Genomic DNA, 19,185 nt, shown 5'->3' with positions numbered 1-19,185 from the left:
CAGCGCCGCGCGTCTTGTCAGACGCGCAAAGGTCTCTGTAGCACTTTGAATTGCTGCATGTTTTCGTCCTTTAATCGGCGACGATCAAAGGAAACATGCAGTGGGGTCGTCCAGCCGGCGGACCAATCAGCGCGAAGGCTTCGTCCAGTTGATGTTCGCCTTCTCGGTCAGCAGCGTCTGCTCGACCTCGGACCAGTGCTTGCGCGAATCGACCACCTTGTTCGGGTTCTTCACAAGACCGTCGGCGGCACCCGGATCGTAGCTGAGATACAGCTTGTCCTCGATGATGCGCCAGGCCTTCGGATCGATATTGGTCGTCACCGTGCCGAAGGAGACACCGTCGGCGCAATAGCCGCCATATTGCGGTGCATAGCGGGTCGGTTCCTTGATGAACTGGTCGCGGTGTTCGGCGCTGGCGAACTGCCAAGTGGCGCCGAGCCAGCGATAGCTGAATTCGGGCGATCCTTCGAGGGCCTTGTTCTCGGTGAAATAGGCGACCGGGTCGTAACCCTTGATCGCCACGTCGCCGAAATAGCCGGTGTTCACGGGCTCTTCCGCCAGCGACGGGACGGCGGGCGCAAGGAGCGCCGCAGTCGTCGCGATTGCAAATCGTATGGAGTGTCGAGACATGCCGTTTCCTCCGTTTCCGGATCTGATCTATTGCCGTTTCGTGCATTCGCCATAGAGCCATTCGCCGACAAGCTCGGCTTTCTGGCAGGTGGCGCCAGCCTTCAGGAGAAGCTCGGCGGCTGGCCAATAGGATCGCCAGCCGGCTTGGGTCAGCGGCGTGTAGCCGTTGCGCTCCTTGGCTTCGATGTCGGCCTTGTTGGCAAGCAGGAAGGCGACCACCTCGGCATGGCCCTCTTCGGCTGCCGCGTGCAGCGGCGACATCTTGTAGAAGTTGGCGGCGTCGTTGACGTCGGCGCCCTTGGCGACGAGCAATTTGACGGTCTCGAGATTGCCGCCATAGGCGGCGGCGTGCAGCGCAGTGAGGCCGCCCTTGTTGCGGATCTCGATGTCGTTGCCGCGGTCGATCAAGAGGGCGACGACCTCCGCGCGCCCCTTGAGCGCGGCAATCAGCAGCGCCGGCTCACCGGCCGCATCGGGCTCGGTAACATCGGTTCCCTGGTCGAGCAGCTGCTTGACGCGTTCCGTATCGCCGTCCCTTGCCGCGTCATGCAAGGGGCCGGCCATGGCCGGCCCGGTAAGAAACGCCACCGCGGCCAGCGAAGCAGAGAGAGATTTCATCGCGCAACCTCCGCCCCAGCTTTGGTCTCGCCTCTTTAGGAAGAGCGAAAATACCACAGGGCGGCCGGTGGAAACAGGCTCTACGGTTGCTTGATCCATACTCCTTTTGGGCGAAGAGGGGCTTGCGGGCGCCGCTCAGGCGGCGACCCGCATCAGGTCGAGCATGCGGTCGATGGCGCTCGGGATCGGCGCGATGATCGGCGTCGAAAACAGCGGCTGGAGCTGTTCGGCCGCCTGGCCGAGCGGGCCGCCGCCGATGATGACGGCTTCGGCGCCGTCCTGTTCGACGCATTGGCGGACGGCCTCTGCGAGGGCCGAAAGCAGGTGCTCGGGATGGGCGGAGAGCGCCAGCGGATCGCCCGATGTGCAGCGGATGCCGGTATATTGCTCCCAGACGCCGAGATCGCGGGCGCGATCGTCGATCGCCTGGATCAGTTCGGGCGTCGTGGTCGCGACGCCGAACTTGCGGCCGCCTCGCGAGGCCTCGATCATCGAGGCCTCGCAGATACCGATGACGGGAATATCGAGCCGCTGCTTCAGGGCGGCAAGGCCGGGATCTCCGAAGGCGCTGACGACGATGCCGAGGCATCCGGCCTCATGCCTTTCGCCGATCTCGACGACCTCGGCAGCGGATGCATCCAGCTGTTCCGGCGTGACGATCATCGGCGGGTTCCGCATGGCCGTGGCGACTGCCACGGCCATGCGTCCTGATGCAGCTTTGCGTGCGATGGCGACCATCATGTCGCTGGTGGCATGCGAGCTGTTCGGGTTGATCAGGAGGATATGTGCGCTCACGTTCTCAGTTCCGCGCCGACTTTGATTTCAGAAGTGTCAGCCTTTGCGAGGTCGGCATCGGCAGGCTGGGTGAGGTCTTCCATCGACATGCCGTAGGTCTCGGGCCCGAGCTGGATGCAGAAGGCAAAGACCGCATACATGCCGGCGGCAAGCCCGAAGACACCGACCATGCCGTAGACGTCGAAGAGGGCGCCGGCAATGGTGGGGACGAAGGAGCCGGCGGCCGAGCCGGTTGCGAGGATCAGCGCCACGCCGAAGGCGCGGATGCGGGTCGGGAAGAGTTCCGGTGCATAGATCCAGATCGAGGTGTTGAGCAGCAGCACGAAGAACTGGAAGATCGCGCCGAACATCAGCACCAGATAGATGTTGGTGCCGAGATAGGCGATCGAGACGGCCGCAAGGCAGGCGAAGACGGCGCCGAGCGTCAGCACTTTCTTGCGCGGGAAGTAGTAGCCGAACATCGAGGCGGCGATGGCGCCAAGCACGCTGCCGCTCTGGATGATCATGCTGTAGAGCAGGCTGCCCTGCAGCGTGTAGCCCATGGAGACGAAGATGATCGGCATCAGCGTCAGCACCGAAAGCTGGGCGCCGTAGCTCATCAGGATGGCGATGGCGACGGGGATGGTGCGGCCGATGAAGGGCGCGCGGAAGAGTTCCTTCCAGTCGCTCTTGGCCGGTTCCTCGTCCTTCAGGTGATCCTTGGTCAGATATTCCTGGACCTTGAGATTGCGTGGGCGCAGCGAGCCGGAGGCAAGGATGGAGAGCACCTTGTTGGCTTCGTCGATCTTGCCCTGCGAAGCGAGGAAACGCGGTGTTTCCGGCACGAAGCGTCGGTAGAAGACGACGAGTAGGGCCGGCAAAGCGAGAGCGGCAAAGAGCCAGCGCCAGCTGTTTTCACCCGGGAAGAGGGTGAAGATCATCAGGCCGAAGGCGGGTGCCAGGAAGTTGCCGAAGCCACCGGCGCCGACATTGACGAGGCCGGCCGCCGTGCCGCGGAATTTCGGCGAGCAGAATTCCGACAGCATCGTAACGGCCGTCGAGATTTCGCCGCCGACGCCGAAGCCGACGATGGCGCGGGCAAAGCAGAGCGTCGCGAAATTCGGCGCCATGGCGCAGGCGGCCGAGCCGATGGTGAAGAGCAGGAGGTTGATGGTCAGCATCACGCGTCGGCCGTAACGGTCGCCGAGGATGCCGGAAAGCAGGCGGCCGATCGCTGCGCTGCCGAAGGTGATGGTGTTGAGGAAGCCGATGTCGGTGCCGGTGAGGCCCCAATGTTCCTTCAGGATCGGGCCGGCGACGCCGATGGTGTTCTGCTCGAAGCTGTCGAACAGGCAGCCGATGAGAACGAGGGCGAGGATCTGCTTGTGGGCGCCGGTGACGCCGATCTTGGTGAAGGCTGATTCCAACTGTCTGATGACCGGCGATGACCTGCCGGACGGTACCATATTTTCCGCTGCCATGGTTCGTTCCCCTTTATGGCTTAACAACGTGAAAATGTGAAAACTCAGTTTCATGAAATCTACATTATGAAACCTCAGTTTCATAGAAGATTCTATGATGCGCTGCGAAAGGAAATGGCCCTTCGCAACTCAGGCTAGGGAATGCAGATTTCATGCCACTCGATGGGAAACGATAGTTTCTCGTTTTCCGTCAGAAGCTTGGCGACAGATTGCACTCGAACGGGCGGTTGAAACTCAGATTTCTTGTGCTTGAAAAATGTTCTGCCGTTTCAGGCAAATGCCCAATCGGCGCTCACAATTCCTCGAGCGCGTCGTTGATCGCTTCGATGCCGCGCAGGCGATTTCGGCCGGCGGGACCGGCGATTTCGATGCAACGGGTGGTGAGCAGATGGCAGAGCGCCATGACCGAGACGTGGTTGAAGAGAGGGCCGGGTGCCAAGGTCTGGCAGCGGAAATGCCATTCGGCCTGGTTGAGGAAGGGCACGCCTTCGTCGGTGATGTAGAGCAGTTGTGCGCCCGATTTTTCGAGCTGTGCTAGGATCGGTTCCATCAGCGAGACGCGCCGGCGCAGGCCGAAGAGGATGACGACATCGTCGCTGTTGATGCTGACCAGATGTTCGCCGAGCGTCTGGCCGCCGCCGGGAATGGCCGAGATGTGTTCGACCACCTGGGTCATCTGCCATTGCAGATAGGTGGCGAAGGAATGGCTGGCACGAAAGCCGATGACCCAGACCTTGCGGGCGCCAAGAATGGCGGTTGCCGCTGCCGTCACCTGGGTTTCGGAAATGGCGAGAAAGGTCGCTTCGATATTGGCCACGCCCTGCGCCACATGTGAGGTGAGCGACTGTTCGCCGCCGCTGTCGGTGGCGGTCGCGAGAAACAGCCGCGAGCCCGTCTGCTTGTCGGCGCGGGCGTGCCTGCGCGCCTCCTCGTAATTGTCGTAGCCGAGCCGCTGGATGAAACGGGAGACAGTCGCCTTCGACACATGCGCCAGCGCCGCCAGTTCCTGGGCGGAGTAGCTCGCGACCTCTCCGGGAAAATCGCAGAGGAAATCGCCAAGCCGCCGTTCGGCCGGATGCAACTCCGGCAACACTTGGCGGACCCGCGTGAGGAAGGAGCGTTCTTTGGGGCTCATGTCGATTCCATGAAACTGTCGTTTCACGGCAATCTCTGATTTTCGGGGGGATATTGCAAGCGAGGCGGGCGGATGCCGCCTCGCTTTCAACTGCGGCCGACGAGCGCAGTTGCCTGCGCGTCAGTATTTCGAGGGCACATAGAGCTCCGGCGGCAGCACCTTGCGCTCATAGTCCGGGTTGAAGACGCGCTCGGGCAGGGAGATTTCCTCGTGCGGCACGTCCTCGTAGGGGATCTGCCTCAACAGGTGGTCGATACAGTTCAGACGGGCGCGTTTCTTGTCGTTGCCTTCGACGATGTGCCAGGGCGCTTCGGGAATGTTCGTGCGGGCGAAGGTTTCTTCCTTGGCCTTGGTATAGCCCTCCCAGCGCACCCGCGACTGCAGGTCCATCGGAGACAGCTTCCATTGCTTCAGGGGGTCATGGATGCGCACGAGGAAGCGCATCTGCTGCTCCTCGTCGGTGATCGAGAACCAGTACTTCACCAGCCGGATGCCGGAGCGAACCAGCATGCGCTCGAATTCCGGCACGTCGTTGAAGAACTGGTCGACCTGGTCCTCGGTGGCAAAGCCCATGACGCGCTCGACGCCGGAGCGGTTGTACCAGGAACGGTCGAACAGCACGATCTCGCCGCCGGCCGGCAGGTGCGGCACGTAGCGCTGGAAATACCATTGCGTCTTTTCACGGTCGGACGGCGCCGGCAGCGCGGCGACGCGCACGACGCGGGGGTTGAGCCTTTGGGTGATGCGCTTGATGACACCGCCCTTGCCGGCGGAATCGCGGCCCTCGAAGATCACCACCACCTTTTCCTTGTGGTAGACCACCCAGTCCTGCAGCTTGATCAGCTCGGATTGCAGCCGCAAGAGCGTGCGGAAGTACTCGATGCGCGGGATCGAAGGTGGGTGGCTCTTGCGGTAGATCTTGCGGATCTCTTCCGACAGCGCCGGCTCGGAAAGCTCGAGCTCGTAATCCTCATCGATCGTGTCGGCCAGTTCCGCTTCGAGCCAGTCCTGCGTTTCGGTGTCGTCGTTGGACCTGATCATCTGACCCTCCGGATTGAGTTGCCCGCAGCAGCTTTGCGTGCTGCTATCGTTAGTCGGCTTATTTCACAGCCGCATGAAGGGAATTTGACGTTCGCAGTTTCAGCCTATCCCTTCAGGTACCAGCCCCAGGGTTCGTCCGCATCGAAACTGGTGATCTGTTTGGTCTCCAGATAGTTCGAAAGGCCCCAGCGCCCGAGTTCTCGGCCGATGCCCGATTGCTTGTAGCCGCCCCAGGGCGCCTCGGTGAAGGTCGGCTGCGAGCAATTGATCCAGACGATACCGGCGCGAAACGCGCGGGCGACGCGTTCGCAGCGTTCCCTGTCGGCCGACATAACCGCTGCCGCCAGCCCGAAGCGGCTGTCATTGGCCATGCGGATCGCGTCGGCCTCCTCGCGGAAGGGCTTGACGCAGACGACCGGGCCGAAGATCTCTTCGCGCCAGACATAACTGTCTTCGCGCATGTCGGTCAGCACCGTCGGCTCGAGAAAGTAACCGCTGTTGAGGCCGGCCGGGCGACCGCCGCCGGCGGCGACCGTGGCGCCGTCCTGACGGGCACGGTCAATGGCGCTGATGATCTTGTCGTATTGGCCGCGCGAGACGATCGGCCCGAGCAGGGTGCCGTCTTCCAGACCATTGCCGATGGTGATCTTCGCCGCCTCTTCGCAAAGGCGTTTGAGGACGGTCTCGTAGATCTTCTCCTCGACCAGCACGCGCGAGGTCGCCGAGCAGACCTGGCCCTGGTTCCAGAAAATGCCGAACATGATCCATTCGACGGCCTTGTCGATATCGCTGTCGGCAAAGACGACGAAGGGTGACTTGCCGCCGAGTTCGAGGCTGACATTCTTGATGTCCTGGGCGCCGGCCATCATCACCTTGCGGCCGGTGACGACCGAGCCGGTGAAGGCGAGCTTGTCGACCAGCGGATGTTCGGTGAGCGGCTGGCCGGCATCCTGGCCGGTGCCGGTCAGGATGTTGAGCACGCCTGGCGGCAGCCCGACCTCTTCGGCGATGACGCCGAGCTCCAGTGCCGTCAGCGGTGTCAGTTCCGAAGGCTTGAGCACGATGGTGCAGCCGGCGGCAAGCGCCGGCGCCACCTTCCAGGAGACCATCAGCAGCGGATAGTTCCAGGGCGTGATCGCGCCGACGACGCCGAGCGGCTCGCGCACGGCGCGCGCAGTGAAGCGGCTGTCGCCGACCGCAATCGTCTCCTCCGGATTTTCGTCCAGTTCCTCGGCGAGGCCGGCATAAAAGCGGAAGCAGCCGGCGGCATCGTCGATGTCCCAGAGCGCCTCCGGCAACGGCTTGCCGTTATCGGCCACTTCGAGCCTTGCCAGCGAGTGGCGCTTCTCTTCGATCTTGGCGGCGATCGCCCGGAGATATGCAGCGCGCTCGGCGCCCGACAGTTTCGGCCAGGGACCGCTATCAAAGGCGATGCGGGCGGCCTTTGTGGCCCGGTCCACGTCCTCGTAGGTTGCCGCCGGCGCGCGATGGATGATCTCCTCCGTCGCCGGATCAATCACGTCGAGCGTGCCGCCGCGCCGCGGTTTTTCCCATTTGCCGTCAATGAACAGCCGATCCTGCATGCCATGCCCCTATTTAGCCCGGCGCAATTATGGCCAGTCAAAACGAAACGCGCCAGCCGCAAGTTACGGCTGGCGTTGATCTTTTTCGGACCGGCCGGCCTTCAGCGGTCGCCAGCTCGCCGCTTAAGGAACGGCAGGACCGGCAGCACGGCGCAGGCGCTGGCAAACAACCAGAACTGCCCGAGGGTCATGAGGCTGCTCGTATACAAGGCTCCGGACACGATGCCGGCGATCAGGCAGACGTCCATGAGCGGCAAGCTGAGGGCGTAAAGGACCGTCTGGCGCTCCAGAGACAGGCAGCGTTGCACAAGGGTGAAGTAGGTGGCGAAGGCGACCATCTCCGGAATGCCACCAACGATCAGCAGTCCGCTGGCGACCAGTTGGTTGGGGGCAAAGATCAGCGCGAAGGTCGAAAGGCCCTCGAGCAGGCTGGAGACGAGATAGGCGCGAAGCAGGGTCTCAGTGTTGGTCAGGGCCCCGGCCAACCGGTGCGAGACGAACGCGCCAATCAGGGCGCCGGCACCCTGCGCCGCCAGAAGCAAGGTCCACATCTCCGGACCCCTATGGAACTGATCGCGGTTGAGCCAGAACAGGAACGGTTGCAGCGCACCGAGCGAGACCATGTAGCCGAAGGCAGGCAGCAGCAAAGCCCAAAGCAACGGGTTTTCGCGCAGGATCGCAATCGCCTCCTTTGTGAATCCTGATGCGTGGGGCGGCGCCGCCCGCTGTTGTGCCGGCTTGTCGCCCGGTTGAAGCCTCAGCAGGAGGACTGCCCCGATCTGGGCGAGCGCAAGCGCGAGAAGCGTTGCGGAGATCGAGGTGGCGGCAGCCATGAGACCCGCCGCCGGGGGGCCGAAAATCTTGGCGAGGCGGTCGATGGCCTGGAAGGCGGTGTTGGCCTCCATGTTGCGACCGTCTGGAACGACGCCGGCGCGCAACGCCAACAGACCCGGCGTGATCACGGCGTCCGCAATGCCGATGACCAGAACGATCATCTGCAACGTCATCGCGTCCGGTGCGAACACGAGGCCGGGAATGGCGACGGCGGTCGCCAACAGGGCGCACAGAACGGGAAGTCGGGGGCCACTGCGCCGCAACAGCGCGGCGACGAATGGCGCGAGCAGGAGGCTCGGCAGGAGTCGCAGCGCAAGACTGCCGACCAGTTCCGCACCGGCGCCGAAGCGGGTTGCAACGGCGAGCGGGAGCGCAGCGACCAGCATCCAGGAGCAGAAGGAATCGACGGCGAGAACGAGGCTGATGCGCCGGAAGGCGGCATGACCCCAGAGATGGGAATTTTTCATAGGGAGAGCCCGATGACACGCAATCGATCCGGGTCAGTCTGCTTGGGCAGGTGAGATGGGATCGACGCGAACAGCAATGGTCCGCTCAACAGGCGGACGGTTCTGGGCTCACAGGTGCAAGCCCCGCCTTGCGGGGCAGATCAGGCCATCAAATGGGGTTCGTTCGACATGGTCAGCCATCTACCATGGCCTCTTCCAAGGTGACAAGCGGCAGCCGCGTTGGTCGTGGCTGCCGCCGGCCAGGGTAGGGCTCTGTGCTATCGCGTTGCGTTGGCCAGGGCCGGCGTGACATTGGCGATCTGTGTGATCACCATGCCGCCGACGATGAAGAACAGGCCGGTCAGCCGCGCCGCATTGACCGGCTTTTGCGGGAAACCCATCAGGCCGTAGTGATCGATCAACATGGAAATGACCATCTGGCCGGCAATGACGGCGACAATGAAGCTTGCCGCGCCGAGCTTCGGCGCAAGGAGGAGAGCCGCGGTGATGTAGATCACGCCGGCGGCGCCGCCGATCCAGATCCACCACGGACCCTTGAATGCCATAGCCAAGGTAGGCAACGGCGCCCGGAAGGCGATCAGCATCGGCAGGATGAGGACGAGGCTGACGCCGAGCGAGACGACCGTCGCCCAGAGCGGATGGCCGAGGAGGCGGCCAAGGTTGGCATTGGCGCCGGCCTGGAGGGGGACGACGGCGCCGGCGAAGATCGCCGCGGCAAGCATGAGGAGGGAGGAGAGCGTGGGCATTGTTTTTTCCTTCTTGATTGTCCCAATGTCTCCTATCAGTATGAAGAATGGAAATTCTGAATTCTTACGTGTTATATTCGCGCTATGAATAATCTCGGCGCTGTCGATCTGAATTTGCTGGTGGTTCTCGACGCGCTTCTGGCGGAACGCCACGTCTCGCGCGCGGCCATCCGGCTGAACAAGAGCCAGCCTGCCGTCAGCCATGCGCTGGCGCGGTTGCGCGCTCTGTTCGACGATCCCTTACTGGTTCGCCATGGCGGCCAGCTCGAGCCGACGGTGCGGGCGCTGGAGATCGCGCCGCAGCTTGCCGAAGCGCTCGCGCATATGCGTCTGCTCATGGGGTCTCAGCCGTTCGATCCGGCGCGCGAGCCCCACGTCTTCCGGCTGGCGATGTCCGATTACGCTGCGCTTGTGCTGCTGCCGCAACTGATGACCGTGCTGCGCCGGCAGGCGCCGAACGTCAATCTCATCGTCAGCCAGGCGAGCCGCGAAGTGATGATGGCGCAGGTGGTCGACGGCGAGATCGATCTGGCGCTCGGCGTTTTCCCGACGCTGGCCGACGATCTGAGGACGACCTTGCTCTTCGAGGAGCACTTTGCCTGCCTGGCGGATGCGGCGAGCCTTGGCGACAAGAGGATGTTGGATCTCCCAGCCTATCTGCAGCGGCCGCATATTCTCGTTTCGCTGCGCGGCGATACCGGCAACGAGATCGACCTGGCGTTGGCCGCTGCGGGGCACAAACGCCGCATTGCGCTGGCGCTGCCCCATTGGAGCGCGGCGCCTGGTCTCGTGCTCGGAACCGATCTGGTCCTGACGGTTGCGCGCCGGATCCTGCCGCAGGACGCCGGGGCCGGGCCTTTGACGGTCTTTCCGCCGCCCTTCGCCATTCCGCCCTTTGCGTTCCGGCAGATCTGGCACCGTCGGCGCGACGGCGATCCTGCCCATCGCTGGCTGAGAGACCTGATCGGCCAGATTCTGGTCCCCTAAGGCATGGTGCTGGCGATCGCTGAAAAGCGAAAGGCCCGGTGCGGCGGAGCCGACCGGGCCTTTCGTTCATTTCATTCCGCCTTCACGTCAGTCGTGGCTGACGCCCTGGATCGCCGAAACCTGCCACTCGGCATCCGGCTTGCGCACGAAAGTCCACAGTTCGACGGCTTCCGTCAGGTTGTCCGGATCGCCGCTGATCACCTTGCCGCTGGTGCGGTCGCGCATGACGTCGATGCTTTCATAGCGCATGGCGACGGTCGCAAACTCGGTCCCGTTTTCGGTCCAGGCTTCGGCCACGTCGCCCTGGACGAGATGCACGTCGCGGACATCGTTCTTGACGCCGCTCGTGGCGTTGTCGCTGAGCTCTTCGGCGAGATAGGACATCGCTTCCGGCGTCGTCAGACGGCGCAGCGTGCCATAGTCTTCCGCAGCGTAGGCGGCCTGCACGTCCTTCAGCATCTTTTCGAACTGCTCGAGGTCGGACTGCTGAACGCCGATTTCATCGGCCGGGCCGTCGGTGACAGGAGCCGGCTGGGGTGCTGCCGCGGGGCGTGCATTTGCCTGGCCGCCTGCCTGACCGCCGCCGATGCTCGGGATCTTGAACGACGGCATGCCGTTCGACGGCGACTGGCCCGACGACCGCTCGGACGGGCCGGCATAGGCCGTCTGCTGGCGGTTGCGGTTAAAGAAGCGCATGGCGAGCATGATCACGCCACCGATCAAGAGCATCTGCACGATCAGGCCGAGGAAGCCGGCAGCGCCGCCGAAACCGCCGCCCATCAGCATGCCGATGAGACCGCCGACCATCAGGCCGCCGAGCAGCGAACCGCCGAAGCCGCTGAAAAAGCCCGGACGGGCGTTCGGCTGGGTGGCGTTCGGGCGCGTCTGACCAGCTGCTGGGCTCGTCGTGGTCGGGCCTGCGTCCTGGCGCGGCGTCATCGAGCGGTCGATCGGTGCCGCGTTGGAAGGCGCCGTACGGGTGACCGGCGGCTGCGAGAAGGTCCGGGTGCCGCGGCTGCCGAAGCCGCCGCCCGAGCGCCGCGCTTCGGCGACGTCCACAACGGTCAGCGCGACGACCATGCCGATCGCCATCATTGCCAGAGTTCGTCCAAAACGCCCAAATCGCTGCATTGCCATCACAACCCCTAATCTTGCTTGGGCTCGAAATCCGAGCCATCAGGGCCTGATATAGGGGCTCAAGCCCTGAGATTTAAGCTTTTCGCCTCGCTTTTTGGCCAGTTTACCGTTATCCGCGGCCGCATCCGGGCTGAATCCCACATGGAATCAGCACCTTCGGCGGGGAGCCGCGTCGTGCAAGTCCTGGCGCCCGAACGCTGCCCGCAGTTGCCGGAGGAGCCTACCGATTAGCCGCGAGGATCATCGTCGCCGCCTTTTCGGCGATCATGATCGTCGGCGAATTGGTGTTGCCCGAGGTGATCGTCGGCATGATCGACGCGTCAGCGATGCGCAGACCCTTGAGCCCCCGCAACCGCAGTTCCGGGTCGACGACACTGTCTGGATCGGCCCCCATGCGGCAGGTACCGACAGGGTGGAAGATCGTCGTGCCGATATCGCCGGCCGCACGCTTCAGGTCGTCCTCGCTCTCATAGGATGGGCCGGGCTTGAATTCGACCGGGCTGAAACGGGCGAAGGACGGTTGCTTGACGATCTGCCGGGTCAGTCGGATGGCGCTGACGGCGACGTTGCGGTCCGCTTCCGCTGTCAGGTAGCGCGGCCGTATGTCGGGTGCGACGGCAAAATCCGGACCCTTCAGATGCACCGAGCCCCGGCTTTCCGGGCGAAGATTGCAGACGCTGGCGGTGATCGCCGGGAAGGAATGAACGGGTTCGCCGAACTTGTCGAGCGAGACCGGCTGCACATGATACTGCAGGTCAGGCGTTTCTTTTTCCGGACCGGAGCGGGTGAAGATACCGAGCTGGCTCGGCGCCATCGCCATCGGCCCGGAGCGTTTCAGCAGGTATTCGAGCCCGATCGACGCCTTGCCGAAGAGCGAATTGGCCTTTTCATTGAGCGTCGGAACGCCCGTCACCTTGTAGGCCATGCGCAATTGCAGGTGATCCTGCAGGTTTTCGCCGACGCCGGCGCGTTCATGCCGGACTTCGATGCCGTTGGTCTGAAGCACGTCGCCGCGGCCGATGCCCGACAGTTCGAGGATATGCGGCGAGCCGATCGCGCCGGCGGAAAGCACGGTCTCGCGGTTAGCACGGGCGCGTTTGACCACGCCGTCGTGCTGGAACTCGACGCCCGCGATGCGGTCGCCCTCGATGATCAGCTTGCGCACATGCGCCTTGGTCAAGACCGTGAGGTTGCCGCGCTTCTGCGCCGGGCGCAGAAATGCCTTGGCCGTGTTCCAGCGGATGCCCGAGCGCTGGTTGACGTCGAAGTAACCGGAGCCCTCGTTGCTGCCGCGGTTGAAATCCGGCGTCTCGGGGATGCCGGCTTCGCTCGCCGCCTTCTGGAAGGCATCGAGCACGTCCCAGCGTACGCGCGCCTTTTCCACCCGCCATTCGCCGCCGGCGCCGTGCATTTCGTTGGCGCCACGATAGTGGTCCTCGGATTTCTTGAAGAGCGGCAACACGTCGTCCCAGCCCCAGCCGGCGCAGCCGAGCTGGCGCCAATGGTCATAGTCCCGCGCCTGTCCGCGCATGTAGATCATGCCGTTGATCGATGAGCAGCCGCCGAGCACCTTTCCGCGGGGGTAACCGAGCGAACGGCCGTTGAGACCCTCTTCGGCAGCCGTGGTGAAACACCAGTCGGTGCGCGGATTGTTGATGCAGTAGAGGTAGCCGACCGGGATGTGGATCCAGTGGTAATTGTCGCGGCCGCCAGCCTCCAGCAGCAGCACGCGATGGCTGGATTTTTCCGAAAGGCGGTTGGCAAGCACGCAGCCGGCGCTACCCGCCCCGACGACGATGTAGTCGAACGTGTCCATGGTTCTCTCTCAATGTTCGGGGCTCGATCCCTGGCTTGTCCGGATCGGGCTATGGCTCCGTCCCGCCCACGGACCGCGGGCGGGGAGGGGCCACTACTGTCTGTGTTCAAATCCAAGCTTGCGGCCGAGCCGCGAATGATAGAACTCGCCGACGATGCCGCGGCGGAAGACCAGCACGCAGGCCATGAAGACGAGGCCGGTGATGATCGTCACCGGGAATTCCGATGTCGCGAGATAGTTTTGCAGGGTCACCACCAGGCCGGCGCCGAAGAGTGGGCCGATCAGAGTGCCGATGCCGCCAAGCAGTGTCATCAGGATCACCTCGCCCGACATCTGCCAACCGACATCGGTCAGTGTTGCAAACTGGAAGACCAGCGCCTTGACGCCGCCGGCAAGCCCGGTCAGCGCTGCCGACATCACGAAGGCCGCGAGCTTGTAGTTGCGCACGGAGTAACCGAGCGACACGGCGCGCGTCTCGTTCTCGCGGATCGATTTCAGGATCATGCCGAAGGGTGAGTGGATGATGCGCCAGATAATGGCGACACCGATGACGAAGACGCCGAGCACGAAGTAATACATGTTCGTCGACTGGCTGAGATCGATGAAGCCGAAGAGGTGGCCGCGCGGCACGGACTGGATACCATCCTCGCCCTTGGTGAACTCCGCCTGCAGGCAGAAGAAATAGAACATCTGCGCCAGCGCCAGCGTGATCATCGCGAAATAGATGCCCTGCCGGCGGATCGCCAGATAGCCGACGATCAGCCCGAGAAACGCCGCAGCGGCGACGCCGACGAGGATGCCGAGTTCCGGCGGCAGGCCCCATTCCTTGACCGCATGGGCGGTGAAGTAGGCAGCCCCGCCGAAGAAGGCGGCATGGCCGAAGGACAAGAGGCCGGTATAGCCGAGCAGCAGGTTGAAGGCGCAGGCAAAGAGCGCGAAGCAGAGGAGCTTCATCAGGAAGACGGGGTAGAAGAACAGCGGCGCCAGTATCAGCAGCGCCAGCCCAATCCCGAGGAACACGGTCTGTGCGACGACCGGGCTCTTTTCCTTCGGTTTTTCGATGTCGAGTGTCAGCGTCATATCAAGCATCCCGGCCGAAGAGGCCTGCCGGCCGTATCAGGAGAACGATGGCCATGATCACGAAGATCACGATGTTGGAGGCCTCCGGATAGAAGACCTTGGTCAGCCCCTCGGCGACGCCGAGCAGGTAGCCGGTGACGATCGCGCCCATGATCGAGCCCATGCCGCCGACGACCACCACGGCGAAGACGACGATGATGATGTTGGAGCCCATCAGCGGCGAGACCTGGTAGATCGGTGCCGCCAGCACGCCCGCAAGCGCGGCCAATGCTGCTCCGAGCGCATAGGTCAGCGTCAACAGGAACGGCACGTTGATGCCGAAGGATTGCACCAGCACCGGGTTTTCGGTTGCCGCGCGCAGATAGGAGCCGAGCTTGGTCTTTTCGATCACCAGCCAGGTGCCGATGCAGACGATCAGCGAGAAGACGATCACCCAGCCGCGATAGACGGGCAGGAACATGAAGCCGAGATTGGTACCGCCGGCAAGCGCTGCCGGCGTCGCATAGGGCTGGCCGGAGGCGCCGTAGAGGTAGCGGAACGTGCCCTCGATGGTCAGTGCCAGGCCGAAGGTGAAGAGCAGGCCATAGAGCGGGTCGAGCGTATAGAGCCTTCTCAGCATGGTGCGCTCGATCACCGCGCCAACGAGGCCGACGGCAATGGGTGCGACGATCAGCGCCGGCCAGTAGCCGAGGCCGAAATAGGACAAGAGCAGCCAGGCGAAGAAGGCGCCGAGCATGTATTGCGCGCCATGGGCGAAGTTGATGACCCGCAGCAGGCCGAAGATGATCGCAAGGCCGAGGCTCAGAAGCGCATAGAACGAGCCGTTGATCAGCCCGATCAGCAATTGCCCGAGAAAGGCCGCCATGGGAATTCCGAAAATCGTACTCATCGCTCAGACCCCCAGCACATCATGCAGCGTGTCCATGCGGGCGGAAAGTTCCGAAACCGGGAACTCGCCGACCATCTGGCCATGGTCCATCAGATAGAAGCGGTCGGCGACCTTGCTGGCGAAGCGGAAGTTCTGCTCGACCAGGAGCACGGTCATGCCGCGCTCTTTCAGGGTTTTCAGCACGTCGCCGATGCGCTGGACGATAACAGGGGCAAGTCCCTCGGTCGGTTCGTCGAGCAGCATCATGCGCACCCCGGTGCGCAGGATCCGGGCGATCGCCAGCATCTGCTGCTCGCCGCCGGAAAGCTTGGTGCCGGGGCTGCTGCGGCGCTCGTAGAGGTTCGGGAAGAGTTCGAAAATCTCGTCGATCGTCATGCCGCCCTTGGCGACCGCCGGCGGCAAAAGCAGGTTTTCATGCACCGACAGCGTCGAGAAGATGCCGCGCTCCTCGGGAATGAAGCCGAGGCCGTGATGGGCGACGCGGTGCAGCGGTACCTTCATCAGGTCCGCGTCGGCAAAACTGATCTCGCCCTTGCGCCTGCGCACGATGCCCATGATCGAGCGCAGCGTCGTCGTCTTGCCGACGCCGTTGCGGCCAAGCAGCGTCACCATCTCGCCCTCGCCGACCGTAAGGTCGACGCCGTGCAGGATATGGCTTTCGCCGTACCAGGCATTGAGGCCGGAAACATTCAAAAGTGGTTTCATCTCAGGCCTCCTCGGTGCCCATATAGGCCGTGCGCACGCGCGGGTCGGCCGACACCTGGGCGTAGTCGCCCTCCGCCAGGATCTCGCCGCGCTGCAGCACGGTGACATGGTGGCAAAGCGTCGAGACGACCGAGAGGTTGTGTTCGACCATCAGCACGGCACGTTCGCGCGCAACTTCGCGGATGATCTCGGCAACCATGCCGACATCCTCGTGGCCCATGCCGGCCATCGGCTCGTCGAGCAGCAGAACCTTGGGGTCGAGCGCCAGCGTTGTGGCGATTTCGAGCACGCGCTTGCGGCCATAGGAAAGGTCGGCGGCGACGGCGTTGCGCTCCCGGTCGAGACCGACCGAACGGATCAACTGGTCGGCCTTGGCGTTGAGCCCGTCGAGCGCCGAGATCGGTTTCCAGAACTGGGTCGCAAGCCCGTTCGGCCGCTGCAGCGCCACGCGCACATTGTCGAGCACGGTCAGATGCGGAAAGACGGCGGAGATCTGGAACGAGCGCACCAGTCCCATGCGCGCCACCTTGTCGGGTGGCGTGCGGGTGATGTCCTCGCCAAGCAGCGTGATCGTGCCGTCGGTCGGCTGCAAAAACTTGGTCAACAGGTTGAAGACCGTCGTCTTGCCGGCGCCGTTCGGACCGATCAGCGCATGCACGCGGGCATGATGGACGTCGAGATTGACGTTGTTGACGGCGGTGAAGCCACCAAAGTCACGGCGCAGGCCGCGGGCGGAGAGAACCACCCGCGGCACACCATTCGGTTCGTTGACCGGTGCGCCCATCGCGTCAGGACTTCACGAGGTCGCAGCCGCTCTTGGCCGGATCGATGAAGGCTTCGGAGCCGGGAATGGTGGTGAGCACCTTGAAGTAATCCCAGGGTTCCTTGCTTTCGTCCGGCTTCTTCACTTCCAGAAGATACATGTCGTGGATCATGCGGCCATTCTCGGCGACCTTGCCGTTTTCGGCGAAGACGTCGTTGACCGGCAGCGCACGCAGTTCCTTGGCAACGGCATCGGCATCGTCGGTGCCGGCCTTTTCGATCGCCTTCAGATAGGAAAGCACGGCCGAGTAGGTGCCGGCATGCACCATGTTCGGCATCTTGCCGGTGCGCTCCATGAAGCGTTTGCCGAATTTGGCGCTCTCTTCGTTGCGGTTCCAGTAGAAGCCTTCGGTCAGCGTCAGGCCTTGGGCTGCTTCAAGACCGAGGCCGTGGACTTCGGCGAGCGTGAAGAGCAGCGCCGCCAGGCGCTGGCCGCCCTGGACGATGCCGAATTCGGCCGCCTGCTTGATGGCGTTCGAGGTGTCGAGGCCGGCATTGGCAAGGCCGATCACCTTGGCGCCGGAGGATTGCGCCTGCAGGAGGAAGGAGGAGAAGTCCGTGGTTGCCAGCGGATGACGGACGGATCCGACGACCGTACCGCCGTTCTCCTTGACGTAGTTGCTGGTGTTTTCCTCGAGCGAATAGCCGAAGGCATAGTCGGCGGTCAGGAAGAACCAGCTGTCGCCGCCCTGCTTGACCAGCGCGCCGCCAGTGCCGACGGCGAGCGCATGCGTGTCATAGGCCCAGTGGAACCCATAGGGCGAGCACTGCTTGCCGGTGAGTTCGGTGGTGGCAGCGCCGGTGTTGATGGTAATCTTCTTCTTTTCCTTCGACAGCGCCTGCACCGCAAGGCCGACCGAAGAGCTGGTAAGTTCCATGATGCTGTCGACCTGTTCGGTATCGTACCATTGACGAGCGATGTTGGAGGCGATGTCGGCCTTGTTCTGGTGGTCGGCGGTAATCACTTCCACCGGCACGCCGAGCACCTTGCCGCCGAAATCCTCGACCGCCATCAGCGCCGCCTCGTAGGACGACTTGCCGCCGAAGTCGGCATAGACGCCGGACTGGTCGTTCAGGATGCCGATCTTGACCTTGCCGTCGGATGCATCGGCGAAAGCGGCGGTGCTGCTGGCAAGCATCGCTGCCAATGTTACGATCAGTTTCTTCGTCATCATGTTCTCCTCCAGAGACGCGAACCTAGCGAAATGTCGCATGAAAACAGGCGCGGGTTCCGGCGTGCCAGAGGCGATGCCGGGTCGTTCATTCCGTTCTGTTCATATTTGGCCAGACATGCTCCTCAGATGTCGGCTCTATCCATTACAATCCGGAAAAAACCGCTTGGATGCAAGCGCTCCCGACCGTAAATTGCAAACAGGGTCTGTTCATTTTCGAACAGATGGGGAGTGGCAATGAATCCGAATTTCACATGGGACGATCTGCAGTTCTTTCTGGCGGTTGCCCGCACCGGGCAATTGTCGACGGCGGCGCGGCGACTGAGAACCAGCCATGCCACGGTTTCGCGGCGGATCGACCGGCTGGAGTTCGCGCTCAAGGTCAAGCTGTTCGAGCGCAATCCGCGCGGCTACGTGCTGACCAGCATGGGGCAGCGCTTTATCGAGACGGCCGAGCGCATCGAGCGCGAGACCGAACAGTTGCAGCTCGACATCAATGACGGGCTGACAGCACAGCGCGGCGTGGTGCGGCTGAGCACGCTCGAAGGCTTCGGCAATTTCTTCCTGGCCGACCGGCTGGCAAGCTTTGCGGCGAGCTATCCGAACATTTCCCTGGAACTGGTGGCGATCCAGCAGATCATGTCGCTGTCGCGCAAGGAGGCGGACATCCAGGTGGCGCTGACGGCGCCGAAGGCCGGGCCCTATCACTCCGAGGTGCTGACCCCCTATACGCTGCATGTCTACGGTGCACGCAGCTATCTGGCCAAGCACTCGCCGATCACCGGTCGCAACGACCTCGCGGCCCATCGTTTCGTCGGGTATATCGAAGACATGATCTTTGCGCCCGGTCTCGATTATCTCGGCGAGTTGCAGCCGGGCCTGCGGGCGCATTTCCAGAGCTCGAGCATTCTCACCCAGCTGAAGGCGGTGCGTCAGGGGCTCGGTCTCTGCGTGCTGCCGCACTTCATGGCGCAGGAAGAGCCGGATCTCGAAATCGTCCTTCCCGAAGAGATCGAACTCAAGCGTACCTACTGGATGGTCTGCCACCGGGATCTGGTGGCGGTGCCGCGGGTGAGGGCGGTGCGCGAGTTCCTGATGCAAATCGTGCGAGAGAACCGGTCGTATTTCACCCGTGAATCGACGCCGCAGGTGGCGAGCCCGCGGCGCGTGTCGCGGACGTAATTTCTGCCTGATGGCGGAGAGATCTGATCTGGCAGGGCCAAGGGGGTGATTTGCGCACGGAAAGCCCGCTGATGAGACCCCCAAAA

General features: G+C 63.2%; 18 protein-coding genes. 2 read left to right on the top strand and 16 right to left on the bottom strand.

The genetic code is table 11. The features are described from left to right. Positions 1-126: 126 nt before the first annotated feature. The 9 genes from XB14_RS30325 to XB14_RS30285 form a co-directional block, all read right to left on the bottom strand. A complete protein-coding gene (locus XB14_RS30325; RefSeq protein WP_077967895.1) occupies positions 127-630 on the bottom strand; it encodes a YHS domain-containing (seleno)protein in 504 nt (167 codons plus the stop codon). A gap of 27 nt (positions 631-657) precedes the next feature. Next, positions 658-1,248 (bottom strand): ankyrin repeat domain-containing protein, encoded by a 591-nt coding sequence (locus tag XB14_RS30320; protein WP_077967893.1) that lies wholly within the window; start codon positions 1,246-1,248, stop codon positions 658-660. A gap of 135 nt (positions 1,249-1,383) precedes the next feature. Then, on the bottom strand, positions 1,384-2,043 hold the full coding sequence (locus tag XB14_RS30315) for an aspartate/glutamate racemase family protein (protein ID WP_077967888.1): 660 nt from the start codon (positions 2,041-2,043) through the stop codon (positions 1,384-1,386). Next, a complete protein-coding gene (locus tag XB14_RS30310) occupies positions 2,040-3,503 on the bottom strand; it encodes an MFS transporter (protein WP_077967886.1) in 1,464 nt (487 codons plus the stop codon). Before XB14_RS30310 ends, XB14_RS30315 begins: the two co-directional genes overlap by 4 nt. Positions 3,504-3,795: 292 nt before the next feature. Further along, the gene (locus XB14_RS30305) at positions 3,796-4,638 is read right to left on the bottom strand and encodes a MurR/RpiR family transcriptional regulator (protein ID WP_077967884.1); all 843 of its coding nucleotides are present in this window, start codon (positions 4,636-4,638) and stop codon (positions 3,796-3,798) included. Positions 4,639-4,758: 120 nt separating this feature from the next. After that, positions 4,759-5,679 (bottom strand): polyphosphate kinase 2, encoded by a 921-nt coding sequence (gene ppk2 / locus XB14_RS30300; RefSeq protein ID WP_077967883.1) that lies wholly within the window; start codon positions 5,677-5,679, stop codon positions 4,759-4,761. Positions 5,680-5,783: 104 nt separating this feature from the next. Next, complete coding sequence (locus XB14_RS30295; protein WP_077967882.1) at positions 5,784-7,262, bottom strand: aldehyde dehydrogenase family protein; 1,479 nt, start codon at positions 7,260-7,262, stop codon at positions 5,784-5,786. Positions 7,263-7,363: 101 nt separating this feature from the next. Next, a complete protein-coding gene (locus XB14_RS30290; RefSeq protein ID WP_077967881.1) occupies positions 7,364-8,563 on the bottom strand; it encodes an MFS transporter in 1,200 nt (399 codons plus the stop codon). A gap of 257 nt (positions 8,564-8,820) precedes the next feature. After that, a complete protein-coding gene (locus tag XB14_RS30285) occupies positions 8,821-9,309 on the bottom strand; it encodes a DMT family transporter (protein WP_077967880.1) in 489 nt (162 codons plus the stop codon). A gap of 84 nt (positions 9,310-9,393) precedes the next feature. Between XB14_RS30285 and XB14_RS30280 the strand changes: the two genes are divergently transcribed. Beyond that, the gene (locus XB14_RS30280; protein ID WP_077967879.1) at positions 9,394-10,296 is read left to right on the top strand and encodes a LysR substrate-binding domain-containing protein; all 903 of its coding nucleotides are present in this window, start codon (positions 9,394-9,396) and stop codon (positions 10,294-10,296) included. An 87-nt stretch (positions 10,297-10,383) separates the two neighbouring features. On the opposite strand, the gene XB14_RS30275 is transcribed toward XB14_RS30280, so the two are convergent. The 7 genes from XB14_RS30275 to XB14_RS30245 all read right to left on the bottom strand — a co-directional run bounded on the left by XB14_RS30275 (position 10,384) and on the right by XB14_RS30245 (position 17,917). Further along, positions 10,384-11,388 (bottom strand): Tim44 domain-containing protein, encoded by a 1,005-nt coding sequence (locus XB14_RS30275; protein ID WP_419178654.1) that lies wholly within the window; start codon positions 11,386-11,388, stop codon positions 10,384-10,386. Positions 11,389-11,653: 265 nt separating this feature from the next. Beyond that, positions 11,654-13,249: a GMC family oxidoreductase gene (locus tag XB14_RS30270; protein WP_077967877.1), complete on the bottom strand. Its 1,596-nt coding sequence runs from the start codon at positions 13,247-13,249 to the stop codon at positions 11,654-11,656. Between the two features lie 93 nt (positions 13,250-13,342). Continuing rightward, a complete protein-coding gene (locus tag XB14_RS30265) occupies positions 13,343-14,338 on the bottom strand; it encodes a branched-chain amino acid ABC transporter permease (protein WP_077967875.1) in 996 nt (331 codons plus the stop codon). Continuing rightward, entirely contained in the window at positions 14,331-15,218 is an 888-nt protein-coding gene (locus XB14_RS30260; protein ID WP_077967872.1) for a branched-chain amino acid ABC transporter permease, read from the bottom strand. Before XB14_RS30260 ends, XB14_RS30265 begins: the two co-directional genes overlap by 8 nt. 3 nt (positions 15,219-15,221) lie before the next feature. Then, positions 15,222-15,923, bottom strand: a complete 702-nt coding sequence (locus XB14_RS30255; protein ID WP_077967870.1) for an ABC transporter ATP-binding protein — start codon at positions 15,921-15,923, stop codon at positions 15,222-15,224. Position 15,924: 1 nt separating this feature from the next. Then, positions 15,925-16,707, bottom strand: a complete 783-nt coding sequence (locus XB14_RS30250; RefSeq protein ID WP_077967868.1) for an ABC transporter ATP-binding protein — start codon at positions 16,705-16,707, stop codon at positions 15,925-15,927. A gap of 4 nt (positions 16,708-16,711) precedes the next feature. Continuing rightward, positions 16,712-17,917 (bottom strand): ABC transporter substrate-binding protein, encoded by a 1,206-nt coding sequence (locus XB14_RS30245; RefSeq protein ID WP_077968667.1) that lies wholly within the window; start codon positions 17,915-17,917, stop codon positions 16,712-16,714. A gap of 237 nt (positions 17,918-18,154) precedes the next feature. On the opposite strand from XB14_RS30245, the gene XB14_RS30240 reads away from it, so the two are divergent. Then, positions 18,155-19,099 carry a LysR family transcriptional regulator gene (locus XB14_RS30240; protein WP_077967865.1) on the top strand — a complete coding sequence of 315 codons (945 nt, stop codon included), beginning with the start codon at positions 18,155-18,157 and terminating at the stop codon, positions 19,097-19,099. Positions 19,100-19,185: the final 86 nt, after the last annotated feature.

Origin of the sequence: Ensifer adhaerens (assembly GCF_002007205.1) — a bacterium.
GTDB classification, from domain to species: domain Bacteria; phylum Pseudomonadota; class Alphaproteobacteria; order Rhizobiales; family Rhizobiaceae; genus Ensifer; species Ensifer adhaerens_D.
Note: the sequence above shows the minus strand (reverse complement) of the source record. Positions and strands in the feature narration are given on the sequence as shown.

Coding starts and splice junctions, on each gene's coding strand:
- XB14_RS30325 (WP_077967895.1), bottom strand. CDS start 630: ATGTCTCGACACTCCATACGATTTGCAATCGCGACGACTGCGGCGCTC.
- XB14_RS30320 (WP_077967893.1), bottom strand. CDS start 1,248: ATGAAATCTCTCTCTGCTTCGCTGGCCGCGGTGGCGTTTCTTACCGGG.
- XB14_RS30310 (WP_077967886.1), bottom strand. CDS start 3,503: ATGGCAGCGGAAAATATGGTACCGTCCGGCAGGTCATCGCCGGTCATC.
- XB14_RS30305 (WP_077967884.1), bottom strand. CDS start 4,638: ATGAGCCCCAAAGAACGCTCCTTCCTCACGCGGGTCCGCCAAGTGTTG.
- ppk2 (WP_077967883.1), bottom strand. CDS start 5,679: ATGATCAGGTCCAACGACGACACCGAAACGCAGGACTGGCTCGAAGCG.
- XB14_RS30295 (WP_077967882.1), bottom strand. CDS start 7,262: ATGCAGGATCGGCTGTTCATTGACGGCAAATGGGAAAAACCGCGGCGC.
- XB14_RS30290 (WP_077967881.1), bottom strand. CDS start 8,563: ATGAAAAATTCCCATCTCTGGGGTCATGCCGCCTTCCGGCGCATCAGC.
- XB14_RS30285 (WP_077967880.1), bottom strand. CDS start 9,309: ATGCCCACGCTCTCCTCCCTCCTCATGCTTGCCGCGGCGATCTTCGCC.
- XB14_RS30280 (WP_077967879.1), top strand. CDS start 9,394: ATGAATAATCTCGGCGCTGTCGATCTGAATTTGCTGGTGGTTCTCGAC.
- XB14_RS30275 (WP_419178654.1), bottom strand. CDS start 11,388: ATGGCGATCGGCATGGTCGTCGCGCTGACCGTTGTGGACGTCGCCGAA.
- XB14_RS30270 (WP_077967877.1), bottom strand. CDS start 13,249: ATGGACACGTTCGACTACATCGTCGTCGGGGCGGGTAGCGCCGGCTGC.
- XB14_RS30265 (WP_077967875.1), bottom strand. CDS start 14,338: ATGCTTGATATGACGCTGACACTCGACATCGAAAAACCGAAGGAAAAG.
- XB14_RS30260 (WP_077967872.1), bottom strand. CDS start 15,218: ATGAGTACGATTTTCGGAATTCCCATGGCGGCCTTTCTCGGGCAATTG.
- XB14_RS30255 (WP_077967870.1), bottom strand. CDS start 15,923: ATGAAACCACTTTTGAATGTTTCCGGCCTCAATGCCTGGTACGGCGAA.
- XB14_RS30250 (WP_077967868.1), bottom strand. CDS start 16,707: ATGGGCGCACCGGTCAACGAACCGAATGGTGTGCCGCGGGTGGTTCTC.
- XB14_RS30245 (WP_077968667.1), bottom strand. CDS start 17,917: ATGACGAAGAAACTGATCGTAACATTGGCAGCGATGCTTGCCAGCAGC.
- XB14_RS30240 (WP_077967865.1), top strand. CDS start 18,155: ATGAATCCGAATTTCACATGGGACGATCTGCAGTTCTTTCTGGCGGTT.